At 62.4% G+C, this 22,090-nt stretch carries 18 protein-coding genes and 1 tRNA gene; 15 read left to right on the top strand and 4 right to left on the bottom strand.

Translation table 11 applies throughout. The features are described from left to right. The first annotated feature begins 94 nt into the window (after positions 1-94). Together RIG82_00505 and ahcY are read left to right on the top strand one after the other, a co-directional pair. Positions 95-1,039: a metalloregulator ArsR/SmtB family transcription factor gene (locus RIG82_00505; protein MEQ9459418.1), complete on the top strand. Its 945-nt coding sequence runs from the start codon at positions 95-97 to the stop codon at positions 1,037-1,039. A 39-nt stretch (positions 1,040-1,078) separates the two neighbouring features. After that, positions 1,079-2,566 (top strand): adenosylhomocysteinase, encoded by a 1,488-nt coding sequence (ahcY, locus tag RIG82_00500; GenBank protein MEQ9459417.1) that lies wholly within the window; start codon positions 1,079-1,081, stop codon positions 2,564-2,566. A gap of 38 nt (positions 2,567-2,604) precedes the next feature. On the opposite strand, the gene RIG82_00495 is transcribed toward ahcY, so the two are convergent. From RIG82_00495 to RIG82_00485, 3 genes are all read right to left on the bottom strand, one after another. After that, positions 2,605-3,606: an HD domain-containing phosphohydrolase gene (locus RIG82_00495; GenBank protein MEQ9459416.1), complete on the bottom strand. Its 1,002-nt coding sequence runs from the start codon at positions 3,604-3,606 to the stop codon at positions 2,605-2,607. A 55-nt stretch (positions 3,607-3,661) separates the two neighbouring features. Then, a complete protein-coding gene (gene infC / locus RIG82_00490; GenBank protein MEQ9459415.1) occupies positions 3,662-4,285 on the bottom strand; it encodes a translation initiation factor IF-3 in 624 nt (207 codons plus the stop codon). 229 nt (positions 4,286-4,514) lie between these two features. Next, complete coding sequence (locus RIG82_00485; protein ID MEQ9459414.1) at positions 4,515-5,486, bottom strand: phosphatidate cytidylyltransferase; 972 nt, start codon at positions 5,484-5,486, stop codon at positions 4,515-4,517. 63 nt (positions 5,487-5,549) lie between these two features. On the opposite strand from RIG82_00485, the gene RIG82_00480 reads away from it, so the two are divergent. The 10 genes from RIG82_00480 (at position 5,550) to RIG82_00435 (ending at position 18,175) form a co-directional block, all read left to right on the top strand. Beyond that, on the top strand, positions 5,550-7,304 hold the full coding sequence (locus RIG82_00480) for an RDD family protein (protein ID MEQ9459413.1): 1,755 nt from the start codon (positions 5,550-5,552) through the stop codon (positions 7,302-7,304). After that, the gene (gene queC, locus RIG82_00475) at positions 7,291-8,004 is read left to right on the top strand and encodes a 7-cyano-7-deazaguanine synthase QueC (GenBank protein MEQ9459412.1); all 714 of its coding nucleotides are present in this window, start codon (positions 7,291-7,293) and stop codon (positions 8,002-8,004) included. The genes RIG82_00480 and queC overlap by 14 nt, the downstream gene beginning before the upstream one ends. 47 nt (positions 8,005-8,051) lie before the next feature. Continuing rightward, a complete protein-coding gene (gene gatB / locus RIG82_00470) occupies positions 8,052-9,611 on the top strand; it encodes an Asp-tRNA(Asn)/Glu-tRNA(Gln) amidotransferase subunit GatB (protein ID MEQ9459411.1) in 1,560 nt (519 codons plus the stop codon). A 203-nt stretch (positions 9,612-9,814) separates the two neighbouring features. Beyond that, positions 9,815-11,227 (top strand): hypothetical protein, encoded by a 1,413-nt coding sequence (locus tag RIG82_00465; protein MEQ9459410.1) that lies wholly within the window; start codon positions 9,815-9,817, stop codon positions 11,225-11,227. A 167-nt stretch (positions 11,228-11,394) separates the two neighbouring features. Beyond that, a complete protein-coding gene (typA, locus tag RIG82_00460; protein MEQ9459409.1) occupies positions 11,395-13,347 on the top strand; it encodes a translational GTPase TypA in 1,953 nt (650 codons plus the stop codon). Between the two features lie 174 nt (positions 13,348-13,521). Further along, entirely contained in the window at positions 13,522-14,085 is a 564-nt protein-coding gene (locus RIG82_00455; protein ID MEQ9459408.1) for a PEP-CTERM sorting domain-containing protein, read from the top strand. Positions 14,086-14,478: 393 nt separating this feature from the next. Continuing rightward, positions 14,479-15,456, top strand: a complete 978-nt coding sequence (locus tag RIG82_00450; protein MEQ9459407.1) for a glycosyltransferase family A protein — start codon at positions 14,479-14,481, stop codon at positions 15,454-15,456. A 71-nt stretch (positions 15,457-15,527) separates the two neighbouring features. Further along, positions 15,528-16,550 (top strand): glycosyltransferase family 4 protein, encoded by a 1,023-nt coding sequence (locus tag RIG82_00445; GenBank protein MEQ9459406.1) that lies wholly within the window; start codon positions 15,528-15,530, stop codon positions 16,548-16,550. A 245-nt stretch (positions 16,551-16,795) separates the two neighbouring features. Next, positions 16,796-17,428, top strand: a complete 633-nt coding sequence (locus RIG82_00440; GenBank protein ID MEQ9459405.1) for a methyltransferase domain-containing protein — start codon at positions 16,796-16,798, stop codon at positions 17,426-17,428. Between the two features lie 177 nt (positions 17,429-17,605). After that, positions 17,606-18,175 (top strand): FkbM family methyltransferase, encoded by a 570-nt coding sequence (locus RIG82_00435; protein ID MEQ9459404.1) that lies wholly within the window; start codon positions 17,606-17,608, stop codon positions 18,173-18,175. A 51-nt stretch (positions 18,176-18,226) separates the two neighbouring features. On the opposite strand, the gene RIG82_00430 is transcribed toward RIG82_00435, so the two are convergent. Further along, a tRNA-Lys gene (locus RIG82_00430) sits at positions 18,227-18,299 on the bottom strand. A gap of 107 nt (positions 18,300-18,406) precedes the next feature. On the opposite strand from RIG82_00430, the gene bamD reads away from it, so the two are divergent. The 3 genes from bamD (at position 18,407) to ftsH (ending at position 22,044) form a co-directional block, all read left to right on the top strand. Beyond that, entirely contained in the window at positions 18,407-19,369 is a 963-nt protein-coding gene (gene bamD / locus RIG82_00425) for an outer membrane protein assembly factor BamD (GenBank protein ID MEQ9459403.1), read from the top strand. Next, entirely contained in the window at positions 19,366-19,863 is a 498-nt protein-coding gene (locus RIG82_00420; protein ID MEQ9459402.1) for an LptE family protein, read from the top strand. The genes bamD and RIG82_00420 overlap by 4 nt, the downstream gene beginning before the upstream one ends. Before the next feature lie 126 nt (positions 19,864-19,989). Next, positions 19,990-22,044: an ATP-dependent zinc metalloprotease FtsH gene (ftsH, locus tag RIG82_00415; GenBank protein ID MEQ9459401.1), complete on the top strand. Its 2,055-nt coding sequence runs from the start codon at positions 19,990-19,992 to the stop codon at positions 22,042-22,044. The last annotated feature ends 46 nt before the right edge of the window (positions 22,045-22,090 follow it).

The raw sequence follows: 22,090 nt of genomic DNA, 5'->3' as shown, positions 1-22,090 counted from the left end.
ACAAAATCGGGAAAAGGGGATTCATTTCCGCTTCGGCAGTAGCCGCACGGCCCATCGACCGATATATTACTTCATCCGGATGAAAGGATGAATAGTGTCCGTCGATCACTTGCTCCGCGATTTCGCCACGCTGGCCGAGCCCACCCGGCTCAGGCTGCTGCGTGCCGTGGAGACCGGGGAACTGGCGGTCTCGGACCTCTGTGCCGTCCTCCAAATGCCCCAGTCCACCGTGAGCCGCCACCTCAAGGTGCTCACGGATGAGGGCTGGGTCGTCAGTCGCAAGGACGGGACCACCAACTATTACCGCCTCGACAGCGAGCGCATCCACAATGGTGCTGAGGACCTCTGGGGCCTTGCCTGCGGGCGCACCGAGACCTGGCCCACGCTCAAGCAGGACCGATTGCGCCTAGCCTCGCGCCTCCGCGAGCGACGTGGATCCTCACGAGCCTTCTTCGACGACGCCGCCTCGGCGTGGGACAACCTCCGGGTCGAGCTCTACGGCCGACTCTTTGGTCATCGTGCGCTGCTGGGCCTGCTTCCCGATGAGTGGGTCGTCGGCGACCTCGGTTGCGGCACCGGTCGCGTCGTCGCCGAACTGGCCCCGCAGGTGAAGCAGGTCTATGGCATCGATGACTCCGCCTCGATGCTCTTGGCCGCCCGTCATGCCACCGCCGACATGAGCAACGTCGAGCTGATCGAGGCACCGGTCGAAGCGATCCCGCTCGGCGACCGCGTTCTCGACGCAGCCTTGCTCGTGCTCGTGCTGACCTACGTCGAACAGATCGAAGAGGTCATCGCCGAGGCACGGCGCCTACTCAAGCCAGGCGGGCGTCTGGTGATCGTCGACCTCCTGCAGCACGATGACGACGCCTTCCGCAGGCAGGTCGGCCAGCGACACCCGGGCTTCGACCCCGAAGCCCTCGCCGGCATTCTTGAGAACGCTGGTTTCGTCAGCGTGAACCGGCGGGTCCTCCCGCCCGAACCCGAGACCCAGGGCCCCGCCCTCATGCTGGCACGTGGCCGGCGTACCGGGGCATAATTTTTCTACGAATCCCAACGCTTTTAAGGAGCATGATTGATGAGCGCATCAACCGCAGTCGCGGCCCCAACAGGCCTGGAACACAAAGTCGCCGACCTCTCGCTGGCCGAGTGGGGACGCAAGGAAATCCTCCTCGCCGAGCAGGAAATGCCCGGCCTCATGGCTTGCCGTGAAGAGTTCGGCCCCAGCCAGCCCCTCGCCGGTCTGAACATCGGCGGGTCGCTGCACATGACCGTGCAGACCGCCGTGCTGATCGAAACCCTCGTTGCCCTCGGCGCGAACGTCCGCTGGTGCTCCTGCAACATCTTCAGCACCCAAGACCACGCCGCCGCCGCGATCGCCGTCGGCCCCGATGGCACCCCCGAAGACCCCAAGGGCATCCCCGTCTTCGCCTGGAAGGGTGAGAGCCTCGAGGAGTACTGGCAGTGCACCGAGCGCATGCTCGACTTCGGCGACGGCCAGGGCCCCGACCAGATCGTCGACGATGGCGGCGACGCCACCCTGCTGATCCACAAGGGTGCCGAGTACACCAAGGCCGGCAGCGTCCCCGGACCCGAGACCACCGACAACGAGGAGTTCAAGGAAGTCCTCAAGGTCCTGGCCAAGACCATCTCAGAGAATCCAGACCGCTGGGTCAAGGCCGCTGAAACCTGCAAGGGCGTGACCGAAGAAACGACCACGGGTATCAAGAACTTGGTCAAGTTCCAGAAGGAAGGCACCCTGCTCTTCCCCGCCATCAACGTCAACGACTCCTGCACCAAGAGCAAGTTCGACAACCTCTACGGCTGCCGTCACTCGCTCGTCGATGGCCTCTTCCGCGCGACCGATGTCATGGTCAGCGGCAAGGTCGCCGTCGTCTGCGGCTATGGCGACGTCGGCAAGGGCTCCTGCCAGTCCCTCAAGGGCCAGGGCGCTCGCGTGATCGTCACCGAGATCGACCCGATCTGCGCCCTCCAGGCCGCCATGGAAGGCTATGAGGTCACCACGATCGAGGATGTCATCGATACCGCTGATATCTTCATCACGACCACCGGCAACTACAAGATCATCACCGCCGAGCACATGTCGAAGATGAAGGACAAGGCGATCGTCGGCAACATCGGCCACTTCGACAATGAGATCGAGATGGCCGAGCTCAAGCAGCTCGCCAAGCACACCAACATCAAGCCGCAGTACGACATGTGGACCTTCAAGGACGGCCACAGCGTCCTGATTCTCGCTGAGGGCCGTCTGCTCAACCTCGGTTGCGCGACCGGTCACCCCTCGTTCGTGATGTCCGCCTCGTTCACGAATCAGACCATCGCCCAGATCGACCTCGCCCTCTTTAACAAGGGCCAGGACACGCTCTCAGGCATGAGTTACGACGAGAACAAGGTCACCCTTCTCTCCAAGAAGCTCGACGAGAAGGTCGCCCGTCTCCACCTCGACAAGCTGGGCGTCAAGCTCACCAAGCTCTCCAAAGAGCAGGCCGACTACATCGGCGTCGATGTTGATGGCCCCTACAAGCCCGAGCACTACCGCTACTAAGCGACGGCTGACTTGATCTGAATCCCGGCAACCCGCGGTCAACCGGCCGCGGGTTGTTCTTGCGCCTCGGAAGGCGCGTCCTGGTTCTTCCTGGCAATCTCTCGGAACTCCTCAGCGATCTGCTCGAAGGCCGTGATGACCTCCGGGTCGAAATGACTCCCCGATCCCTCGCGCAGGATCGCCGACGCCTTCTCGTGAGTCATCGCCGACTTGTAAGGCCGAGCCGTGGTCAGTGCGTCATACACATCCGCCACCGCAACGATGCGCGCCGACAACGGGATGTTCTGCCCCTTGAGCCCGAACGGATACCCCGTCCCGTCCCACCTCTCGTGGTGACCAAAAATGATCTCGCAGGCGGTATCAAGAAAATCGTCGTCGCCCCACCGCCGTTTCATCTCGACCAAAGTATCCCCGCCAATGTACGGATGTCGCTGAATGATCTCGCGCTCGTCGTCCGTCAACGGTCCGGGCTTGAGCAGCACCGCGTCAGGAATTCCGACCTTCCCGATATCATGCAGCGGGGCGGTCCGAATGATCATCTCCACATCGTCAATGCGCAGGTCTGTCCGCGTCCGCTCCATGTGTCGGACCAGCGCCTCGGTGTACAGGCTGATCCGTTCGAGATGGTCGCCGGTCTGATCATCCCGGGATTCCGCGAGTCGCGCGAGCCCAAACGCCACCGCGTCGCGCCCTCGCTCAAGGTCCCGAGTCCGCCGATTGAACTGCGACTCAAGAGTCCGCTGCAGCGCCTCACCCCGGGCCTGGAGCGTGCGCTCGGAGCTGCGGACGAACCAGAAAACCAGCGTGCACGTAATCAGCAACACCACCCCCGCCGCGATCATCGCTCCGCTGCGTAGCCGAGCCAGGCTGGCGTCGATTTGGCTCTGGGCCTGAGCCGATTCAGCCACCGGCTGCGATGCTCGTTGCAGGGCTTCATCCGCCCAGGCGTCCAGCAGCGAAACAGACACCACCAGGCACAGCAACTGCAGAGCCAGCAGCCCGGAGATGATCAGCCAACGGTGTGAGAAACCTAACGGCATCAGGGCATCGTAACCCGGTGATGACGACAGCGATCAAGTCGCTTGTGACGATCAGTCACTCGCTCGGCGAGCTCGCTGGCTCAGGCACCGCCTGCTGAGCAGGGGCAGCAGCAGGAGCCGGAGCGGGGGCTGGTTTGGCCTCACCACCCCCAGGCTTTTTCTTGTTGGGTTTCGCGGCACCCGAGCGATCGGCCGCGAGCACCATCGTGGCCCGCCGACCCATCATCTTCGGGTCCTGCTCGATCTTCGAGACATCGCCCAGGCTGTCGCAGATCTTGCGGAGCTGATCGATGTGCATCCCCTGATGCGCCATCTGCCGGCCACGAAACAGCATGGTGAACTGCACCTTGTGGCCGTCTTCGAGGAACTCCCGGGCCTTGCGCAGCTTGATATCGAGATCGTGGTCGTCGATGTTCGGACGCAGGCGGATGCCCTTGAGCTCGCTCTGGCTCGCGTGCGACTTCGCCTTCGATTCCTTCTTCTTCTGGGCGTACTTCCACTTGCCGTAGTCCATGATCCGGCACACCGGCGGATCGGAGTTAGGCGACACCTCCACGAGGTCAAGATTGGCCTCGCGGGCTCGCTCTTTGGCTTCGTTGACATCAATGATGCCAAGTTGCTCGTTGTCTTCATCAATGAGCCGGACCTGTGGGACTCGGATCATGTCGTTATGGCGCAGGCCTTTGTCGTTGGGCTTGGGCTGCGGTCGGAAGCGTCCCCTAGCGATGGGCGAATCTCCTGAGAAGGATCGAAAAAACTACGCACTCGGCTCGCCACAAGGCGAGACCATAAGACCCTTATCGACCTGTTCTGGCCGTGTCAGCGGGCCTGTGTCCTATAAGCAGCGTACTCCGCGCCCGGGGCCGGGGCAAGGCGATGCTCGCTTCTTATGCACAGATAACACGTTTTTATCCAAACCCGTCAGGGGCCAGCCACCACGCCCCGAACCGCAAGACCGCGTAGCCAGCCGGGGCCGCCAGCAGCAGCGAGTCCAGAACATCCAGCATGCCCCCGAAGCCCGGGACTGTCGCCCCCGCGTCTTTCACAGCGGCATCCCGCTTAAACAGGCTCGCGATCAGGTCGCCAAAATGCCCCACCAGACCCAGAAACGCCCCCGACACCGCAGCAAACCCCAGCGGCCAGTCGTAAGCGACAAACACCGGCCCCTGATCGCCCACCACCCAGTGCCCCGACACCCCCATCACATTGCTCAGCGCGGCCAATCCCATCGCCACCAGCGACGAGAAAATCAGCCCCCCAATCAGTCCCTCCACCGTCTTCTTCGGGCTCACCAGCGGGATCAACGGCGTCCGCCCAAACCAGCGCCCGGCAAAATACGCCCCGATGTCGCACGCCTTGATGACCAGAATCAACGCCACCACCGTCCACGCCGAGTGCCACCAACGCATCGCCAGCAGGAATCCCGGCATCAGCCCGAGGTACACGATGCACAGCAGCGCCGCCGCCGCGCTCATGATCGCCCCTTCCCGCTCACCCCGACGCAAGGGCTGAACCAGCGACAAGAAAAGCACCGCCGCCAGCAACCCCGCCAGCGGAGTGCTCCCCCCCTGACCGCTCGGACCCTGCGGCATCGTGTACAGGTAGATCGCCCCCGAGGCAGCACACAGATAAGCAAACCCCCACGACACCCGCGAGCCCCGGCTCTTCATCAGCCAAGCCATCTCACGGGTCACCGGGATCAGCGCCAGCAACAGCATCACCAGCAGGATCACCCCCCGGGGCAGCCGATCGCCATCGGGCAGCACCGCGCTCAGCACCGAGCTGTCGATCCGCACCCGGTCCAGGGTGTCATCGACCGCGATCATGATCAGCAGTATCAGGACCAGCAGCGAGCCCGAGATCACACGCTTCCAAAGCATGGCGAGCATGGTATCGACCCTGCCGACTCGCCGAGGGGCCGTGAGGCGACTACGCTCGACAACATGATGGCTCTGACCCGCCAAGATCGTCGGCCGACTCGCTTCCAGACTGCCCTCGGCATGCTCCTGCTGCTGCTCGCCCAGACCGCCAGCGCCAGTGAGTTGCGCCTCGCCGGTTCCCTCGAGCACGCCTGGGTCCTGACTCGACTCAACACCACCGAACCCTGGAAGGTCTATCACCTCCCAGCGACTGAATCGATGAGCGAGCTGCACCGCGCCGGCCGCCTCGACGCCGGTGTTGGCATCGACGGCCTCACCGCACACGACCAGACCCTCTGGATCTTCAACGGCAAGGTCGTCCGCCAACGACACGCGACCTGGTCCGAACTCGCGGGCCGTTGGGGCTACGACGAAACCGTCGGTGCCCCACTCCCCGGACACGCCCTCTCCGCCGTCTCAGCCGAAACCGGGCCGATCGTCCTCATCCGCCAGCAGCCAGCCGATCAGATCGTCACCCAGGCCCGCCGTCGTTCCAGCAACCTCGAAACGCTCGCCCTGATCCTCGGCATCCCCGCTGAGGAACTCGCCAAGTCCCAGCCAGACGAAGAGACCCAGCCGCTCCCGGAAGAACCTCAGCCGCCGGAGACCGAAGCCGACGAACCCATCAATCCACCTCTCCCCACCATCGCCCTGGCGATCTGGACCGGATCAAGCTGGGAAACGTTCCCCATCGAAGGTCTCGATGGCGATCGCCCCACGCTCCTCGGCGTCACACCCGCAGGTGTCCCGATCGTCAGCCTCCGACCCGACCTCGGCGAGGTCGATGGCATGGAGATCAGCGGCTTCACGCCGCAAGCCCCCATCGGTGTTGCACCCCTCGAACGCATCGAAGACCGTTTCCGACTCGGCACCGTGACCGATGCCCAAGGACTCGTGACCATCGCTGGCGACCTGCTCATGGACCACGGCCAGCTCACGCGGATCACCGCTGACGGTCGCGGCGCGGTCGAAGTCGCCGCCGAACGTCGCCCGCCACGCACCGTCGTCTTAGGCGATGACCAATCCGCAGGCCCCCTCGCCATCGCAGCCACCACCTTCGATGGCGGGCTCCTCCTCGCCGGCGTCACTCGGTGGGATGAGGGCATCCCGACTCTTGCCTGGGCCTGGTCCGACCCCGATGGCAACAACGACAAAGCCGGCTCCCTCTCAGTCCAGCCCATCGCCCCGCCCTGGTCCCGACCCGATTACGCCATCCCCGTCTTCATCTGGATCACCTCGTTCCTGCTCCTACTGATCACCCTCGAAAACCGCAGGATGCCGGCCAAACTCAAGGTCAAGCAGGTCGTGCTCGCCCCCTTCGGCACGCGAGCGACCGCTGGCATGATCGACCTGATGCCCTGCCTGCTCCTGGTGATGTGGCTCTTCCAACTCGAAAGCGCCCAGCTCGCCGCCTCCTGGCCTGGACAGGTCCTCGCCAACACCTGGACACGAGTGATGCCCGGCCTCGTGGTCATCGCCCTCTTCATCCTCTCCACCGGCATCGCCGAGGCCATCACCGGCAGGACCGCGGGCAAAGCACTCATGGGCATCGAAGTCCGATCGATCGATGGCAGCAAACCAACGATCCTCCAGATCATCGCCCGCAACCTCCTCAAGAGCTTCGACCTCGTCGCCGTGCTCCTCCTGATCCTCACCCTGTTCGGCCCTCGACAACGTCTCGGCGACATGGTCGCCAAGACGCTCGTCGTCGTCAGCAAGACCAAACCCAGGTCACCCAACGATCAAAGCAAGGGAAGCAATCTCGATGAGCAAGGGTGAACCCGCCATCGTCCTCCTCTCCGGCGGTCTCGACTCCGCCACCGTCCTCGCCATCGCCCGCGAAGAGGGCTTCGACTGCCACGCCCTGAGCTTCGACTACGGCCAGCGCCACCGCGTCGAACTCCACGCCGCCAAACGACTCGCCGATGAACTCGACGCCGCCAGCCACCGCGTCGCCACCATCGACCTCCGAGCCTTTGGCGGCTCCGCCCTCACCTCCGACATCGAGGTCCCCAAAGACCGCGAAGCCTCCGCCATGAGCCACGGCATCCCCATCACCTACGTCCCCGCACGCAACACCATCTTCCTGAGCTTCGCCCTCGGTCTCGCCGAAGTCCTGAGCGCCCGCGACGTCTTCCTCGGCGTCAATGCCGTCGACTACTCCGGCTACCCCGACTGCCGACCCGACTACCTCGAAGCCTTCCGCGCCATGGCCAACCTCGCCACCCGCGCCGGCGTCGAATCCCCCGGCGGAGACTGGCTGCGCATCCACGCCCCGCTCGTCGATCTCACCAAGACCCAGATCATCGAAAAAGGTCTGAGCCTCGGCCTCAACTACGGACTGACCCACTCCTGCTACGACCCGATCGAAGACGCGCAGCACCCGCTCGGAGCCCGGCCGTGCGCACATTGTGACGCCTGTTTGCTGCGTTTGGCAGCGTTTGATCGACTCGGACAGACCGATCCGGCGCTGTTTTGAGCGTTCGGTATCTTGTGCGCACTGTCTAAAGCCCCGTTTTGAGGACGATGATGAGCCTTGCCCCCGCAGATCAGGAACGCTTCGCCGCCCTGGGCCTCAAAACCCGGCTCATCGTCGGCATGGAGATCCACGTCGAGCTCGACACCCGCTCCAAGATGTGGACCTCCGCCCCCAACGTCGCAAACCCCGATTTCCACGACGCTGAGCCCAATTCCCTCACCGATCCGGTCGTCATCGGCATGCCCGGCACCCTCCCAGTCATGAACAAAGCCGCCGTCGAGATGTCCCTGATGGTCGGCCTCGCATTGCACTGTCAGATCGCCGATCGCTGCCACTGGGATCGTAAAAGCTACTACTACCCGGACTTACCGAAGAACTACCAGATCAGCCAGTACGAGGAACCCATCTGCGGACCCGGACACCTCGATCTCCCCCTCGACCCCACCCGTCCCCTGGACGGACCGACCAAACGCATCGGCATCACGCGCGCACACCTCGAAGAGGACGCCGGCAAGCTCATGCACGAGGCTCCGGGTGGGCTGATGATCGACCACTCGATCGTCGACCTCAACCGCGCCGGCACCCCGCTGCTGGAGATCGTCACTGAGCCCGACTTCGCCACCGCTGACGAAGCCGTCACCTTCTCCGTCATGCTCCGCGACCTCTGCCGGCACCTCGGCGTCACCGAGGGCATCATGCAGCGCGGGCACATCCGCTTCGAGCCCAACATCAACGTCGTGATCGAGCGAGGCGGGGAGGTGTTCAAAACCCCGATCGCCGAGATCAAGAACCTCAACTCGTTCCGCGCCGTCAAAGGGTCGATCGAGCACGAGTACGTCCGCCAGGTCGAGGATTGGCTCGAGACCGGCCGGGTCATGTCTGCGGGTGCGAAATCAACCCGCGGGTGGGACGACAACCGCGAAGTCACCATCCTCCAGCGTGAGAAGGAAGACGCCCACGATTACCGCTACTTCCCCGACCCCGACCTCGTGGACCTGGTCGTCGATGAGGACTGGCTCAACGACATCCGCTCACGCATGCCCCGGTTGCTTCCCGAACGCCTCAAGGCGTGGGCGGACGCCGGAATCGGCGCCTCCGAGACACGCCAGCTCCTGGATGACCCGGGGCTGGCCTTGCTCTACGACGGCGTCGTCGATCGTGGCGTAACCCCCAAGCGTGCGCTCGCCCTGCTGCTCAACGCCGGTCTGAAGTCGGCCAATGAGTTGGGCGTCGCCATCGGTTCGTCGCTCACGGCCGAGCAGGTCGCCACGATCGACAGCATGATCGCGGACAACAAGCTCAGCTCATCCGCAGCGGACAAGCTGATCAAGGCCCTGATTGATCCTGAATCAGGACATCGTGGCGGCGACCCCGAGCGGGTGGCCGACGCTGAGGGATTGATGCAGGTCAGCGACACGTCGGCATTGGAAGGCTTCGTCGATGAGGTCCTCGCCGAACCCCGCAACGCCCGCGCGATCGAGGACATCCGCAGCGGCAAGGACAAGGCGGTCGGCATGCTGCTGGGTCAGATCATGAAGAAGACCGGCGGGGCGGCCAACCCCCAGGTCGTCCGCGAGTTGGTATTCACCAAGCTCCGCGGTTCCTGATTCGCCTGAGATTCAGGTGGCGATCATGGCTTTGTGGGGTAAGTTTGAGGACTGGGCTTCAGACTGGTCTGTAAGGGGGAACCCTGCGCAGGATGGGGGCTTACACCGGGTAAAAATGGGGTGTCAGGGAGACGTGGAGAAGCGGGCCCATGGGTGGCTGGCGACCTGACAACAGACCGGAGAAGTCTCAAGGAGACCGAATGATGAATCGTTCAACGATGGCGATGGGTGTGGCAGGAATGGTCGTGGCGGGCGCATGGACGGGCTCGGCGCACGCCGCGCTGGGGCCGGTATTCAGCCTCGATGACAACCCTTCTTCGCCGATTTCTTCTGCGGCCGGGGCGATCGCGGGCTACGGCGCCGAGGATCCGTTTGGGTACTACTTCTTCCCAGGCCTGGCTCCCTCGCCGACGCTGAGTGGGTTTGGCCCCGATGGTGACGCGTGGGTCCTCGAAAAGGGTCCAGTCGCGGATTCAACCCCCTTCATCGATACCGGCACGGGTGATCCGTGGTCGTATCTGGATGCGTACAGCAATAACAGCGCGATCGACGATGCGGGGAATCGCCAGCTCTCGCAGGGGCGTTCCTTCAACATCGTGTTCAGTGTGGATCGGATCACGCAGGGCTTTGCCGGTGATGTACCGATACAGGCCGCGACGGGTGAGCAGCCCGCGGACATTTTTGTCAGCAGCAAGGTGTTCCGGTCGCCAGCGTCCTATGTCGGCACGCTCCCCGCTAACGCCGGGTACGTCGGCTCGCTCGGCGCGACAAGCGCCGGGTTCGGCAGCAACCAGATGGTGTACGACGAGAGTGATGACTTTGGCCTGATGGAGGGGCTGGGTCAGTTCGAGCCGGAAGCCGACAATATCGACGCGTTCGAGTTTCGTGATATGGACGTCGATGGCGACCTGTGGATCGACTCGACCGCGTACCACTCGATTAACCCCGATGAGGCGTTGCTCAAGAACTTCGCGATTGGCGGCCCGCGTTATTCACCAGCGCACATTTATGTGACGCCCGGCGGGACCAACACGAGTTTTCTGTACGCGACGGATGCCCAGGTGTTCGGTCCGAGCCTGACGCCTTTTGTGGGTGACCAGGGCGAAGCGATCGGCGAGGATATCGATGGGCTTGTGGTCTGGGATGTTGATGAGGACCAGCAGGTCGAGCCGGGGCGCGATTTCGCCCTCTTTAGCCTGTCTCCCGGGTCGGCGTTGCTGTTCACACTCAACGCAAACGGTATCACCGTGGGCCCTGCAGACGTGTTCTTCACGGATTTCACTGGCTCGTTCGCGTTGTATGCCGGTGGCCCCGATCTGGGTTTGGGCACGGGTTTCTCGCTGGAGGGCGACAATATTGACGCTCTGGAGATGGTGTTGACCGGCGACTCGAACTTCGACGGTTCGGTGGACCTGATCGACCTGTCGAACCTGGCGAGCAACTTTGGCCTTGCCAGCAACTGGTTTGGCGGCGATTTCAACGCCGACGGCCTCGTCGATCTCATCGACCTGAGTCTGCTGGCGGGGAACTTTGGCGGGGTGACCGGGGCGGTTCCAGAGCCGGCGTCGGCGTCGCTGATGGGTCTGGCACTCCTCGGCTTGGCTCGGCGGCGGTGAGTCGGTCGATTGTTTAAACACGCAGCCCCCGGCTTTGCGGCTGGGGGCTGTTTTTCTCCCTGCTTCTTCGGGCGAGGAATGGGTACAATGTTGCATCGGCCATGCCGACCCGCCTTCCAACCATCGCCCCATCCATCACCCAAGACCAAGAAACGACCCGGACCGCCATGGCCCAGAACCACCTGCGTAACGTTGCTGTCATTGCCCACGTCGACCACGGCAAGACGACGCTGACCGATCAGCTGCTCTATCAGTCGGGCATGTTCCGTCACGAGGAGCTGAGCAAGCTCGCGGGCGGGCAGCACAACCTGATCATGGACACCGGCGACATCGAGCGCGAGCGCGGGATCACGATCACAGCGAAGAACTGCGCGATCCACTACCGGCACTCGGACGGGGCGGACTACAAGATCAACCTGATCGACACGCCCGGGCACGCGGACTTTGGCGGCGAGGTCGAGCGGGTGCTGAACATGGCGGATGGCTGCCTGCTGGTGGTCGATGCGTTCGAGGGCCCGATGCCACAGACGCGGTTTGTGCTCAACAAGGCCCTGGCGATCGGGCTCAAACCCCTGGTCGTGATCAACAAGATCGACAAGCCCAACGCCCGACCGGATGACGTGATCAACGAGGTCTTTGACCTACTGGTTCAGCTTCATGCGCCGGATGATGCGCTGGATTTCCCGGTGATTTTTGCCTCAGCCAAGAACGGCTGGGCGACGGCGGACGTCAAGAATCTCGGCGAGGATCATCCGACCAACATGGCCGAGTTGTACGAGGCGATCCTCAAGCACATCCCCGCGCCCTATGCGGAGGGGTCTTCCCGAGGGGCGACGGCGGGTTTTGCCAATGGCGTCCTGGCGCTGGCGGCCCCGCTACAGTTGAGCGTGACCACGCTGCAGTACAGCGACTATGTCGGCCGTGTCGCGGTGGGTCGGGTGACGGCGGGGCGGATCACGGCGGGGCAGAAGGTCACGGTCATCAACCGGGCGGGTGAGGGGTCGATGCAGCGTGTGGTCAAGCTCAATGAGTTCGACGGGCTGGCCCAGAAGGAGGCGAACGAGGTGATCGCCGGTGATATCTGCGCGGTGGTGGGGCTGGACCCGATCGATATCGGCGACACGATCGCTTGTCCGGACCGTCCCGAGGCCCTGCCGGTGGTCAAGATTGACGAGCCGACGCTGAGCATGATGTTCCGGGTGAACGACTCGCCGGTCGCGGGCCGTGAGGGGACGTATGTCACCAGTCGACAGATCTGGGATCGGTTGCAGAAAGAGCTCCAGTCGAACGTCGCTCTCTCGGTAGCGCGAGGCGATACCGGCGAGAGCTTCCTCGTGTCGGGGCGTGGGCTGATGCACCTGGGTGTGCTGCTGGAGCAGATGCGCCGCGAGGGTTATGAGATGCAGGTCGGTCGCCCGCAGGTCATTCTCAAACGTCCGGCTGAGGGTGAAGAGCATGCGGGCACGCTCTGTGAGCCGATCGAGCAGCTGGTGGTCGATTGCCCGAGCGAGTGCCAGAACGAGGTGATGTCGCTGGTGAGCAACCGTAAAGCGGAGATTGTTCGGATCGATCCCAAAGCGGGGACGGGCGACTACATCCACATGGAGTTCACGATCCCGGCTCGCGGCCTCATTGGCCTACGGACGCGGATGCTCACGGCGACGCAGGGCCGGGCGATCATGCACCACAACCTGCTTCGCTACGAGCCGGTTCGCGGGGAGATCCCCAATCGTGTGGCGGGTGTGATGGTCGCGCTTGAGGGCGGGCGCGTGACGGCGTACTCGCTGGACCGGCTGTTTGATCGCGGAACCTTCTTCGTGCGTCCCGGCGACACGGTTTATTCCGGTCAGGTCATCGGCGAGCACTGCAAGGACAACGACATCACGGTCAACCTGATCATCAACAAAAAGCTGAGCAACATGCGAGCGAGTGGTTCGGACGACGCGACCAAGGTGAGGCCAGCCAGAGAGATGTCTCTCGAAGCGTGTCTGGAGTACATCGCTGAGGACGAGCTGGTGGAGATCACCCCCGAGTCGATCCGGATGCGCAAGAAGCTGCTCAACGAGTCGGACCGCAAACGCGTCGTGCGCAACGCCAAGACCGCTGCAGCAGGGGCCTGAGGCCGACATCAACCCAGGTGCTTACCAAATTAGTCGTTAGATTATCTGGAATTGTTCTTGGCAGGGATCGGGTGCGACTCTACAATTAAGGTTGCTTTGGGAAGACATGTCGTTGCTGATTCTGAGCAGGTGTCTCGGCTGTCAGTAAGCACGATGACTACGAGGAGAATGGGTATGATGCGTACTTCACTCTTGTTGGCCGGGATGGGTTCGCTGGCGATGGCTGCTCCCGCTTCGGCGTTCGATGCCAGTGACCTGGGTTTTTACGACGGCGACTGGTTCAACACGACCTTCAGTTCGACCGGCAACATGGACTTCACGTTTACCAGTGACGGTTCATCGGTCACGGTCTCGATTCAACTCGGCGGGTTTGTGTTTGGCTTCCCTGCCCCAGCGGCTCCGCTGGTTTACAGCTTCCCGATCAACGGGGGCACGGGGGAGATCGATTTCGCGACAGTTGGTGACCCATTGCTGGGTGATATCACAGGCTCTGCCGACAGCAGCGGGAACGTATCGCTTTTTGCTACGAACTTTGCGGTCACCTCTCCCGCGTTTGGCTTTGACTCGTACAGCCTGACCGGGACTGTCAGCGGGGGTGTGATTGACTTTGATTACACCATCGAGGCGTCAGGTACCGTGTTTGCGGTCGGCGAGATCAACGCCGTGCAGATCCCCGAGCCCGCGAGTGTTGCCCTGCTGAGCCTTGGGATGCTGGCCCTGACACGGCGTTCCGCCTGAAGCCGACGCCTGACATGATCAAATCGCCCCACGCCGGCACGAGCTGGCGTGGGGTTTTTTCTTTCGATGAGAGAGAGAAGCAGGTGCCTCACTCAGGGGTCTAACACCTGAGGTTTCTCAAACTTCAGCGTGTTAATCTGGCTCAAACATGGCGGCGGGCAGCAAACTCGACCATCAGGCCTCTACCAGGTAGAGCCTGATGATCTTGGTACTGTTTCAATCCATCCCCGCAGGCAGGCAGCAGCAACCACTTGGGGTTAGCATTCGCACTGCTATGAGCCGTGTGGGAAGGTTATGGTGACCTGCCCCCCATAACACGGTGTCGCTCTTGGACTGAGTGATTGAGCCTGGTCCAAGAGTATCTCCATCCTCATCAAACCCCGTGGAATGCCCATGCAAGCCTCCGTCATCATGCCCTGCCACAACGCCGGTCGCTGGGTCGTGGCAGCCCTCCACTCGATCGAAGCGCAGACCCTTGCGCCCCATGAGATCATCGTCATCAATGATCGCTCCTCCGACGACTCAGTCGAGCAGATCCAGAAATCCGGGGTCCCGGTCAAGCTCCTGCACACCGATTTCGGGAACGCTGCGGCAGCCCGCAACTTCGGTGTCGACCACGCCACGGGAGACTGGATCGCCTTTCTCGACGCCGACGACATGTGGTACCCCCACCACCTCGAGAAGGCCGCTGGCCTGCTCCGCGGCACCAATGATGTTGGCTACACCGCCTACGACCATTACCTCTACGAAGGGGACGAGGTCCTCCTGACCGAGAATCGCTGGCCCATCGATACCCCAACTTCCGGTCTCACTCATCGGGACTATATGAGGTGCTGGAACACCTACCTGAAGTTCGCGACAGGCCCCACCCTTGTCCGCCGCGACCGCTTCCTTGAAGTGGGTGGCTTCGACCCTGAGCAGGTCCGCCGTCACGACTTTGAGATGTGGCTCCGCGTGATCTATGACCACACCTGGTCGTACAACCCCAGACCCGTATCGATCTACCGGGCCGACAACGCTGGGAGTATTTCCCGAACATCATGGGCCAACAGCGAGTACTACATGCTCCGAGCCCTGGTCAAGAACCAACCTGCCTACGGCAAGCTAGGTCTCGACCCGATTATCCGCGCGACCGCTTCTCGGGCGTTGAGCAGCGCCCTGACCGACGGCGACTCAGAGGATCTCGCGCGCGTTCGCTCCTTGGCTTGGCCTCAGCTTCCTGCCTTCCGCAGGCTCGTCTTCGCCCTTGCGATGGTCGCTCCTCCCCTCTTTAGGGCGTTGAATGCGAGGCGGCGGGCGAAACTCAAACGAGGCCGCCGCGAGAGCGGCTCATACATTCCCCTCACAGAGGCCCTGGCCCAGCCGGCTTGAGTCGTGAGATACGGTTCCTGGGTCTCTCATCATTGGCTCGCGCATGACCGATACAAGGTCTTGATTTAACTATGAAGATTGCCTTCCTACTCCCCGGACCGTTTGCCGTCGGAAGCCCCGGTAACGGTGTGCGAGTCCAGGCCGAGAAGCAGGCCGACGCACTCGAAGCCCTTGGGCACCCTGTCGCACGCCTCGATCCCTGGCAACGCTATGACGTTGCTGACTTTGACGTGGTCCAGTTCTTCCTGGGTGGTACTCACCAGTATTCAGTCGAGCACGATGCGCGTCGCCGCTACAAGATGCTCGTTTTCGCGCCGACGATTGACTCTCAAGAGTCCAACGCCCGCTATCGGTTTGCCGCAAAGCTCGGACGCATCCTCCCGAAGGTCTTTACAACGCCTTCTCTCCACGCCGCCCAGGCCAACGGTTCAGACCTCGTGATCGTCCGGTCGACAGAGGAACAGGGCCGACTGGTTCAGGGGTTGGGCACCAACCCGAACAAAGTCAGCATCGTCCTCAATGGCGTCACCCCACCCGAACCCGCCGACCCTCAGATCGCTCGCCGCGAGCTCGACCTGCCTGAGGAGTTCGCACTTCACGTTTCTGCCTACACGCAAGGCCGTAAGAACGTCGCCCGCCTGATCAAAGCCATCGGTCCCACCGGTATCCCGCTTGTCATCGCTGGCCACGCCATGGAAGGTCCTGATAAATCGGCACTGATCGACGCGGCCAGACCTTTCCCTCAGATACGCTTCTTCGGCTGGCTCAGCCACGAAACCCTCGAGTCTCTCTACGCGGCTTGTAAAATCTTTTGCCTCCCGAGCCTCTTCGAGGGCACCGGCCTGGTTGCCCTCGAAGCCGCTGTGCACGGAGCCCGTGTCGTCATTACTCAGAACGGCGGTCCCCCTGACTACTTCCTGGATCTCGCCGAGTATGTAGACCCTAGTTCCGTCGCGTCCATCAGAGCCGCGATCATGCGCGCCTGGGAAGCCCCTGACTCCGACAAGCTGAAGACTCATGTGCTCAACAATCTGACATGGGAGAACTCTGCAAGGTCGCTGGTGGCCGCTTACCAGAAGCACCGCCGAGCCTGAGTCCGGATAGCCCAAGGTCGCACCGACTTCGCCACCGACCCCGCTGGCTAGAGTCAGCCGGTATTGGCCCGAGGGATCTCTCTTGTGGTCTCGTGCAGTCTGCTTGGATTCGCCGAGTACACTAGTTACAATCTTGACCCATCTGGCCAGCAGGCCCACAAGCCCCCGGCTTACCTTGCCGATGTCAGATTCCGTATGTTTACTTGAGAGCCCGTCGTTCTTACCTCAAGGCAAAGACACCCTTGATGACTGAATCTTCTTACGTCCAATACGGCTGCGGGCATTCCGCCCCCGAAGGCTGGCGCAACTTTGACGCCTCGCCAACACTCCGCTTCGAGCGAATCCCCCTTATCGGCAAGCTCTACACTAAGAATGCCAACCGATTCCCCGATGCTGTCGAGTACGGCGATATTGTCAAAGGTCTGCCTCTTCCCGCAGGCTCCTGCGACGGCATCTACTGCTCTCACGTCCTCGAACACCTGTCCTTCAACGACTTGCGCGCTGCGCTGAAGAACACCCACACTGTCCTCAAGCCAGGCGCCATCTTCCGCCTTGTGCTCCCTGACCTCGAACAGTACATCCGCACATACGTCGACAATCCTTCTCACGAGGCCGCCCCCAACTTCATGAGGCAGGCCTTGTTGGGCGTCGAGCGACGCCCTCGAGGTCTTCAGGGCTTCATGGCTGTTTGTTTCGGAAACTACCGGCATCTCTGGATGTGGGATTACCTGGCCCTAGAGGCCGAGCTCAAGGACGCTGGCTTTACTGACATCCGCCGCGCCTCCCTTGGCGACTCTGCCGACGCCAAGTTCAGCACCATTGAACACCCAGACCGATGGCACGATTGCCTCGGCATCGAATGTCGTCGCCCCGCCTAGGCGTATCACCACCTCGTCGCTGCGGCCCAGCTCGTTTGATCATAGGTCACCGCCATGCTGAACAAACTCACCCGACGCATTAGCCTCTTCGTTCACTGGCACATCACCAAGCACTTTCTCCATTGGTCTCACCGACCCAAGACACCCTTCCCCTGCGAGACCCTCAGCGGGTGGATCATGCCATCAGATCTCATTCAGCCAGACTGGGTCTGCTACTGCGCAGGAGTTGGCGAACAGATCCGTTTTGAACTTGCGCTCATGGAGAAAAAGGGCGTTCATGTGTTCGGCTTCGACCCCACGCCTCGGGCGATTCAGTTCGTTGAACGTATTGATCCCCCCCTCCCAAACTTCACGCTCGTGCCCAAGGGCCTCTGGAAAGAAGACATCACGATGCGGTTCTTCGCTCCCGAGAAGCCCGATCATGTCTCGCACTCGATCGTCGAAGACGATGAGGGCAGAGCCTACTTTGAGGCCCCCTGTGTGACCGTTGCGACCGCCATGAAGGAACTCGGACACGATCGCCTGGACCTTCTTAAAATGAACATCGAAGGTGCTGAAGACAAGGTCCTCGAATCCCTCGAAGCAGCCAATATCTTCCCCACCGTCGTCGCGCTCACTTACGAGGGCCACCGCCCCCTCGCGAAAGCCCGTCGCTGGACCAAGCGTCTCGCCAAGCACGGCTACCAGGTCGCTGGTGCCGATGGCTGGGCCGTCACCTACATCCGCTCCCCAGACCACGCTGGTTAGAGGGGCTTCGCCCTTTTTATTGGGTGACTTTGAGGGTACGGGTTATCTAAATGCCTCCCGAAGGACTCGAACCTTCAACCCGCTGATTAAGAGTCAGCTGCTCTGCCGATTGAGCTAGGGAGGCGTGCGGGTACGTGACCCGACTCAGGCGGCATCATACGCATTCCGCACCGGTCCTCCAAGCCCCGGGCCAGGGTCGCTCGACCCGCAGGCTTGGCGTAGCATGGCCCTATGCCGACACGGACGATGTGCACAGCCCTGCTGGCCGGATTGATGCTCGCGATCGTTACCGCATGCCCTGCGGGCGCACAGACGCGCTATGAGATGGACGAGTCGGGTGAGTTGGTGCGTCAGCCCGGTCCTGAGCCGGGAACGCCGGCGGCGGGGCTGGAGGACATCCGGCGGCTCATCGCGGAGGGCGAGGGCGAGGAAGCTGAGGACCTGGCGACGCGCTGGATCAGGAACCACCCGGACCACGAGCTTGAGATCGAGGCACGGTTACTCCGGGGGGATGCGCTGGTCTCACAGGAGCGGTACTACAAGGCGTTGTTTGACTACGAATACGTCATCCGGGTGTATCCCGGCAGCGAGGCGTTTTTTACGGCACTCGAGCGAGAGTTCGAGATCGCTCGGCTCTACACCTCGGGCGTCAAGCGAAAGCTGCTGGGCTTTGCGATTCTTCCGGCTGACGGCGAGGGCGAGGAGCTGCTGATTCGGATTCAGGAGCGGGTTCCGGGCAGTGACCTCGGAGAGCGAGCCAGTCTCCTGTTGGCGGATTATTACTACGACAATGCGCAGATGTTCCTGGCCAGCGAGGCCTACGACATTTTCCTGGAGAACTACCCGGAATCGAACCGGCGTGAGTGGGCGCTGCTGCGGCTGGTGCTCTCGAATCTCGCGCGGTTCAAGGGGCCGAAGTACGACGCGACGGGACTCCTCGAAGCTCGCGAGCGGCTGCTGATCTACCGGGCCGAGTTCCCCGCGTCGGCAGAGAAGATCGGCATCGAGGCGTTGCTTCTCCGGGTGGATGAGTCGCTGGCGATGTCGGATATGGAGAACGCCAAGTGGTACGAGCGGCGGGGTGAGAAGCGGGGCGCGGCCGCGATCTACCGGCGGATCGTGACGGAGTACCCGCGCACCGGTGTCGCTGGTGACGCCGCTGAACGACTCAACGAACTCGGAGCTTACGAGTGAATCGTGTGCTGCTGACACTTATCTGTCTGTCGATGATGCTGGCGGGTTGCCAGTATTCGGCTCAGGACGCCTTCGATCCCGAGGTGAGGACCATCGCGATCGCGACCTTTGAGAATCGCACGTTCCTCCGGGAGGTCGAGCAGGACCTGGCGCGGGCGATCGTGATCGAGGTCCAGAAGCGCACGGCTTATCGGATCACGACGCCCTCGGCCGCCGACACGATCCTTCAGGGCACGGTCGTCTCGGTGGACCGGACGCAGCTCAGCCGTCGCCGTGAGGGCGGGGTCCCGCAGGAGCTGGAACTGACGGTGGTGGTGGACTTTGAGTGGCGTGATCTGCGTGATGGGTCCCAAAAAGCCGGCGTTCGCGGGCTCCGGGGCGTGGGTCGTCAGGTGGCGTCGCTGCCGGTCGGCGAGCGGCTGGAGGTCGCTCAGCACACCGCGGTCGAGAACCTGGCTCGGGAGATCGTGTCCGAGATGCGCTCGGACTGGTGATCTTCGACGGGGAGGCCGATGACAAGGGGCAGCGGTCTTGTTGCAGCCATGGGACCGCTCTCGCGATCGCCCCGCTAAGCGGGCTATCATGGGACAGGACGAGAGACCAGCAAACGAAGGAATCTGATGGCCGATCCGGACCACGACAAAGTCAAAGAACGAAACGACGAGAACCAGGAATCGGATGGCGGGAAGAAGCCTCAGGGCCAGAAACCGCCCAGCATGATGTCTCGCGGGGCGTTCGGCTGGATCATGGTCGTGGCACTGGTCGTGACCGTCCTGCTGCTGGCGAGCAATGTCCCGCAGCAGGCCAAGGAGATAACCTGGGAGCAGTTCTACGGACTGGCGGAGACGGGGCAGTTCGAGGAGGCCGTGACCGCTCATGACACCAAGATCGTGGGCAAGATCAAACCCGACGCTCCCGGGGTGGCTGGTGAGGCCGATAACCTTCTGCGGCAGACCGTGATCAGTCCGCAGTCAAAGAACCTGCGCCTGCATCAACTCGATCAAGTCGGTCAGGATGTGAAGGAGAAGGTCGACAACTCCCTGCTGCTGCCGATCCTGTTGTCGTGGGGACCGATTCTGTTCATCGTTCTGCTGATCTACTTCTTCTTCATCCGGCCGATGCGGTCGGGCGGGGCAGGGGGCGGGATGCTCGGGGCGTTCGGGCGGTCACGACACAAGGTCGTGAGCAAGGAGCACTCCACGGTCCGGCTCAACGATGTTGCGGGCATCGAGGAGGCCAAGGACGAGGTGACCGAGGTCATCGAGTTTCTCAAGAACCCTAAGAAGTTCCAGCGGCTTGGCGGGCGTGTCCCCCGGGGTGTGCTGCTGATCGGCTCGCCCGGTTGCGGCAAGACGCTGCTGGCCAAGGCGGTCGCTGGCGAGGCCGAGGTGCCGTTCTTCTCGATCAGCGGGTCGGACTTTGTTGAGATGTTCGTCGGCGTCGGGGCCAGCCGCGTCCGCGATCTTTTTAAGCAGGCAAAAGAATCGTCGCCCTGCATCATTTTCCTGGATGAGATCGACGCTGTGGGCCGCAAGCGTGGTTCTGGCTTCAACTCCGGCGGGCATGATGAACGAGAGCAGACCCTCAACGCGATCCTCGTCGAGATGGACGGCTTCGAGTCGTCGGATCAGGTGATCGTGATGGCGGCGACCAACCGGGCTGACGTGCTCGACCCGGCGCTGATCCGTCCGGGCCGGTTCGACCGGCAGATCCAGGTCCCGCTACCCGATGTGGCGGGGCGGTTTGAGATCCTCAAGGTCCATGCCCAGAAGATCAAGACCGGTCCTGATGTCGATCTGGAGAAGGTTGCTCGCGGGACGCCGATGTTCTCCGGGGCTGACTTGTCGGCGATCATCAACGAGGCGGCGATCGCGGCGACCATGCAGGGCAAGGATTTCGTCGAGCAAACGGACCTCGAAGAGGCCCGGGACAAGGTCCGGTGGGGTCGGTCGCGCAAGAGTGCCCGGTTGGAAGAGGATGAGAAGAAGGTCATCGCCTATCACGAGGCGGGGCACGCGATCGTGACGCACTTCGACGAGGACGCTGAGCCTCTTCATAAGGTCACGATCATCCCTCGCGGGCGTTCGCTCGGGGCGACCCACATGTTGCCCGAGAAGGACAAGCACATTCTTTCACGCAGGCAGTTGCTGGCGTACATGCGGGTTTCATTCGGCGGGCGTATCGCCGAAGAGATGTTCACCGGCGACCAGTACAACGGCACCGCGGGCGACATCCGCCAGGTCACCGACATCGCTCGCGCGATGATCACCGAGTACGGCATGAGTGAGCGCCTTGGTTTCAGGCTCTACGGCGCTGACGAGGGTAAGAACCCCTGGGAACAGTCTGATCGTCCCTACTCTGATGAGACAGCCCAGACGATTGACCAGGAGATCAAGGCGATTATCGACCGGACCTACAACGAGGCCAAGACGATCATCGAGACACATCGTCAGCAGACGGATGATCTCGCGCAGGCTCTGATCAAATATGAAACCCTGACCTCGGATGAGGTGCAGAAGGTTCTTGACGGTGAACCGCTGTCGCGCAAGACGGTCAGTGATCTGCTGGCGGCTGAAAAGAAGAAGAAACTCGAAGATGAAGAGAAGCCCGGCGTGACCATCAGCCCGCCGGAGCCCGACCTGCCCACAGGCGGGGCGATGCCCAACCCGGCCTGACCCACAGATTGATCGATGAACTCAGCAGACACCGGCGGCTTGCCCG

It is taken from the genome of Phycisphaeraceae bacterium, assembly GCA_040222855.1.
Taxonomy (GTDB): Bacteria; Planctomycetota; Phycisphaerae; order Phycisphaerales; family Phycisphaeraceae; genus Mucisphaera.
This window is presented reverse-complemented; position numbering and strand designations above follow the sequence as displayed.

Coding starts and splice junctions, on each gene's coding strand:
- ahcY (MEQ9459417.1), top strand. CDS start 1,079: ATGAGCGCATCAACCGCAGTCGCGGCCCCAACAGGCCTGGAACACAAA.
- RIG82_00435 (MEQ9459404.1), top strand. CDS start 17,606: ATGCCATCAGATCTCATTCAGCCAGACTGGGTCTGCTACTGCGCAGGA.
- typA (MEQ9459409.1), top strand. CDS start 11,395: ATGGCCCAGAACCACCTGCGTAACGTTGCTGTCATTGCCCACGTCGAC.
- gatB (MEQ9459411.1), top strand. CDS start 8,052: ATGATGAGCCTTGCCCCCGCAGATCAGGAACGCTTCGCCGCCCTGGGC.
- RIG82_00440 (MEQ9459405.1), top strand. CDS start 16,796: ATGACTGAATCTTCTTACGTCCAATACGGCTGCGGGCATTCCGCCCCC.
- RIG82_00480 (MEQ9459413.1), top strand. CDS start 5,550: ATGATGGCTCTGACCCGCCAAGATCGTCGGCCGACTCGCTTCCAGACT.
- RIG82_00455 (MEQ9459408.1), top strand. CDS start 13,522: ATGATGCGTACTTCACTCTTGTTGGCCGGGATGGGTTCGCTGGCGATG.
- ftsH (MEQ9459401.1), top strand. CDS start 19,990: ATGGCCGATCCGGACCACGACAAAGTCAAAGAACGAAACGACGAGAAC.
- queC (MEQ9459412.1), top strand. CDS start 7,291: ATGAGCAAGGGTGAACCCGCCATCGTCCTCCTCTCCGGCGGTCTCGAC.
- RIG82_00465 (MEQ9459410.1), top strand. CDS start 9,815: ATGAATCGTTCAACGATGGCGATGGGTGTGGCAGGAATGGTCGTGGCG.
- RIG82_00495 (MEQ9459416.1), bottom strand. CDS start 3,606: ATGCCGTTAGGTTTCTCACACCGTTGGCTGATCATCTCCGGGCTGCTG.
- RIG82_00445 (MEQ9459406.1), top strand. CDS start 15,528: ATGAAGATTGCCTTCCTACTCCCCGGACCGTTTGCCGTCGGAAGCCCC.
- bamD (MEQ9459403.1), top strand. CDS start 18,407: ATGCCGACACGGACGATGTGCACAGCCCTGCTGGCCGGATTGATGCTC.
- RIG82_00450 (MEQ9459407.1), top strand. CDS start 14,479: ATGCAAGCCTCCGTCATCATGCCCTGCCACAACGCCGGTCGCTGGGTC.
- RIG82_00485 (MEQ9459414.1), bottom strand. CDS start 5,486: ATGCTTTGGAAGCGTGTGATCTCGGGCTCGCTGCTGGTCCTGATACTG.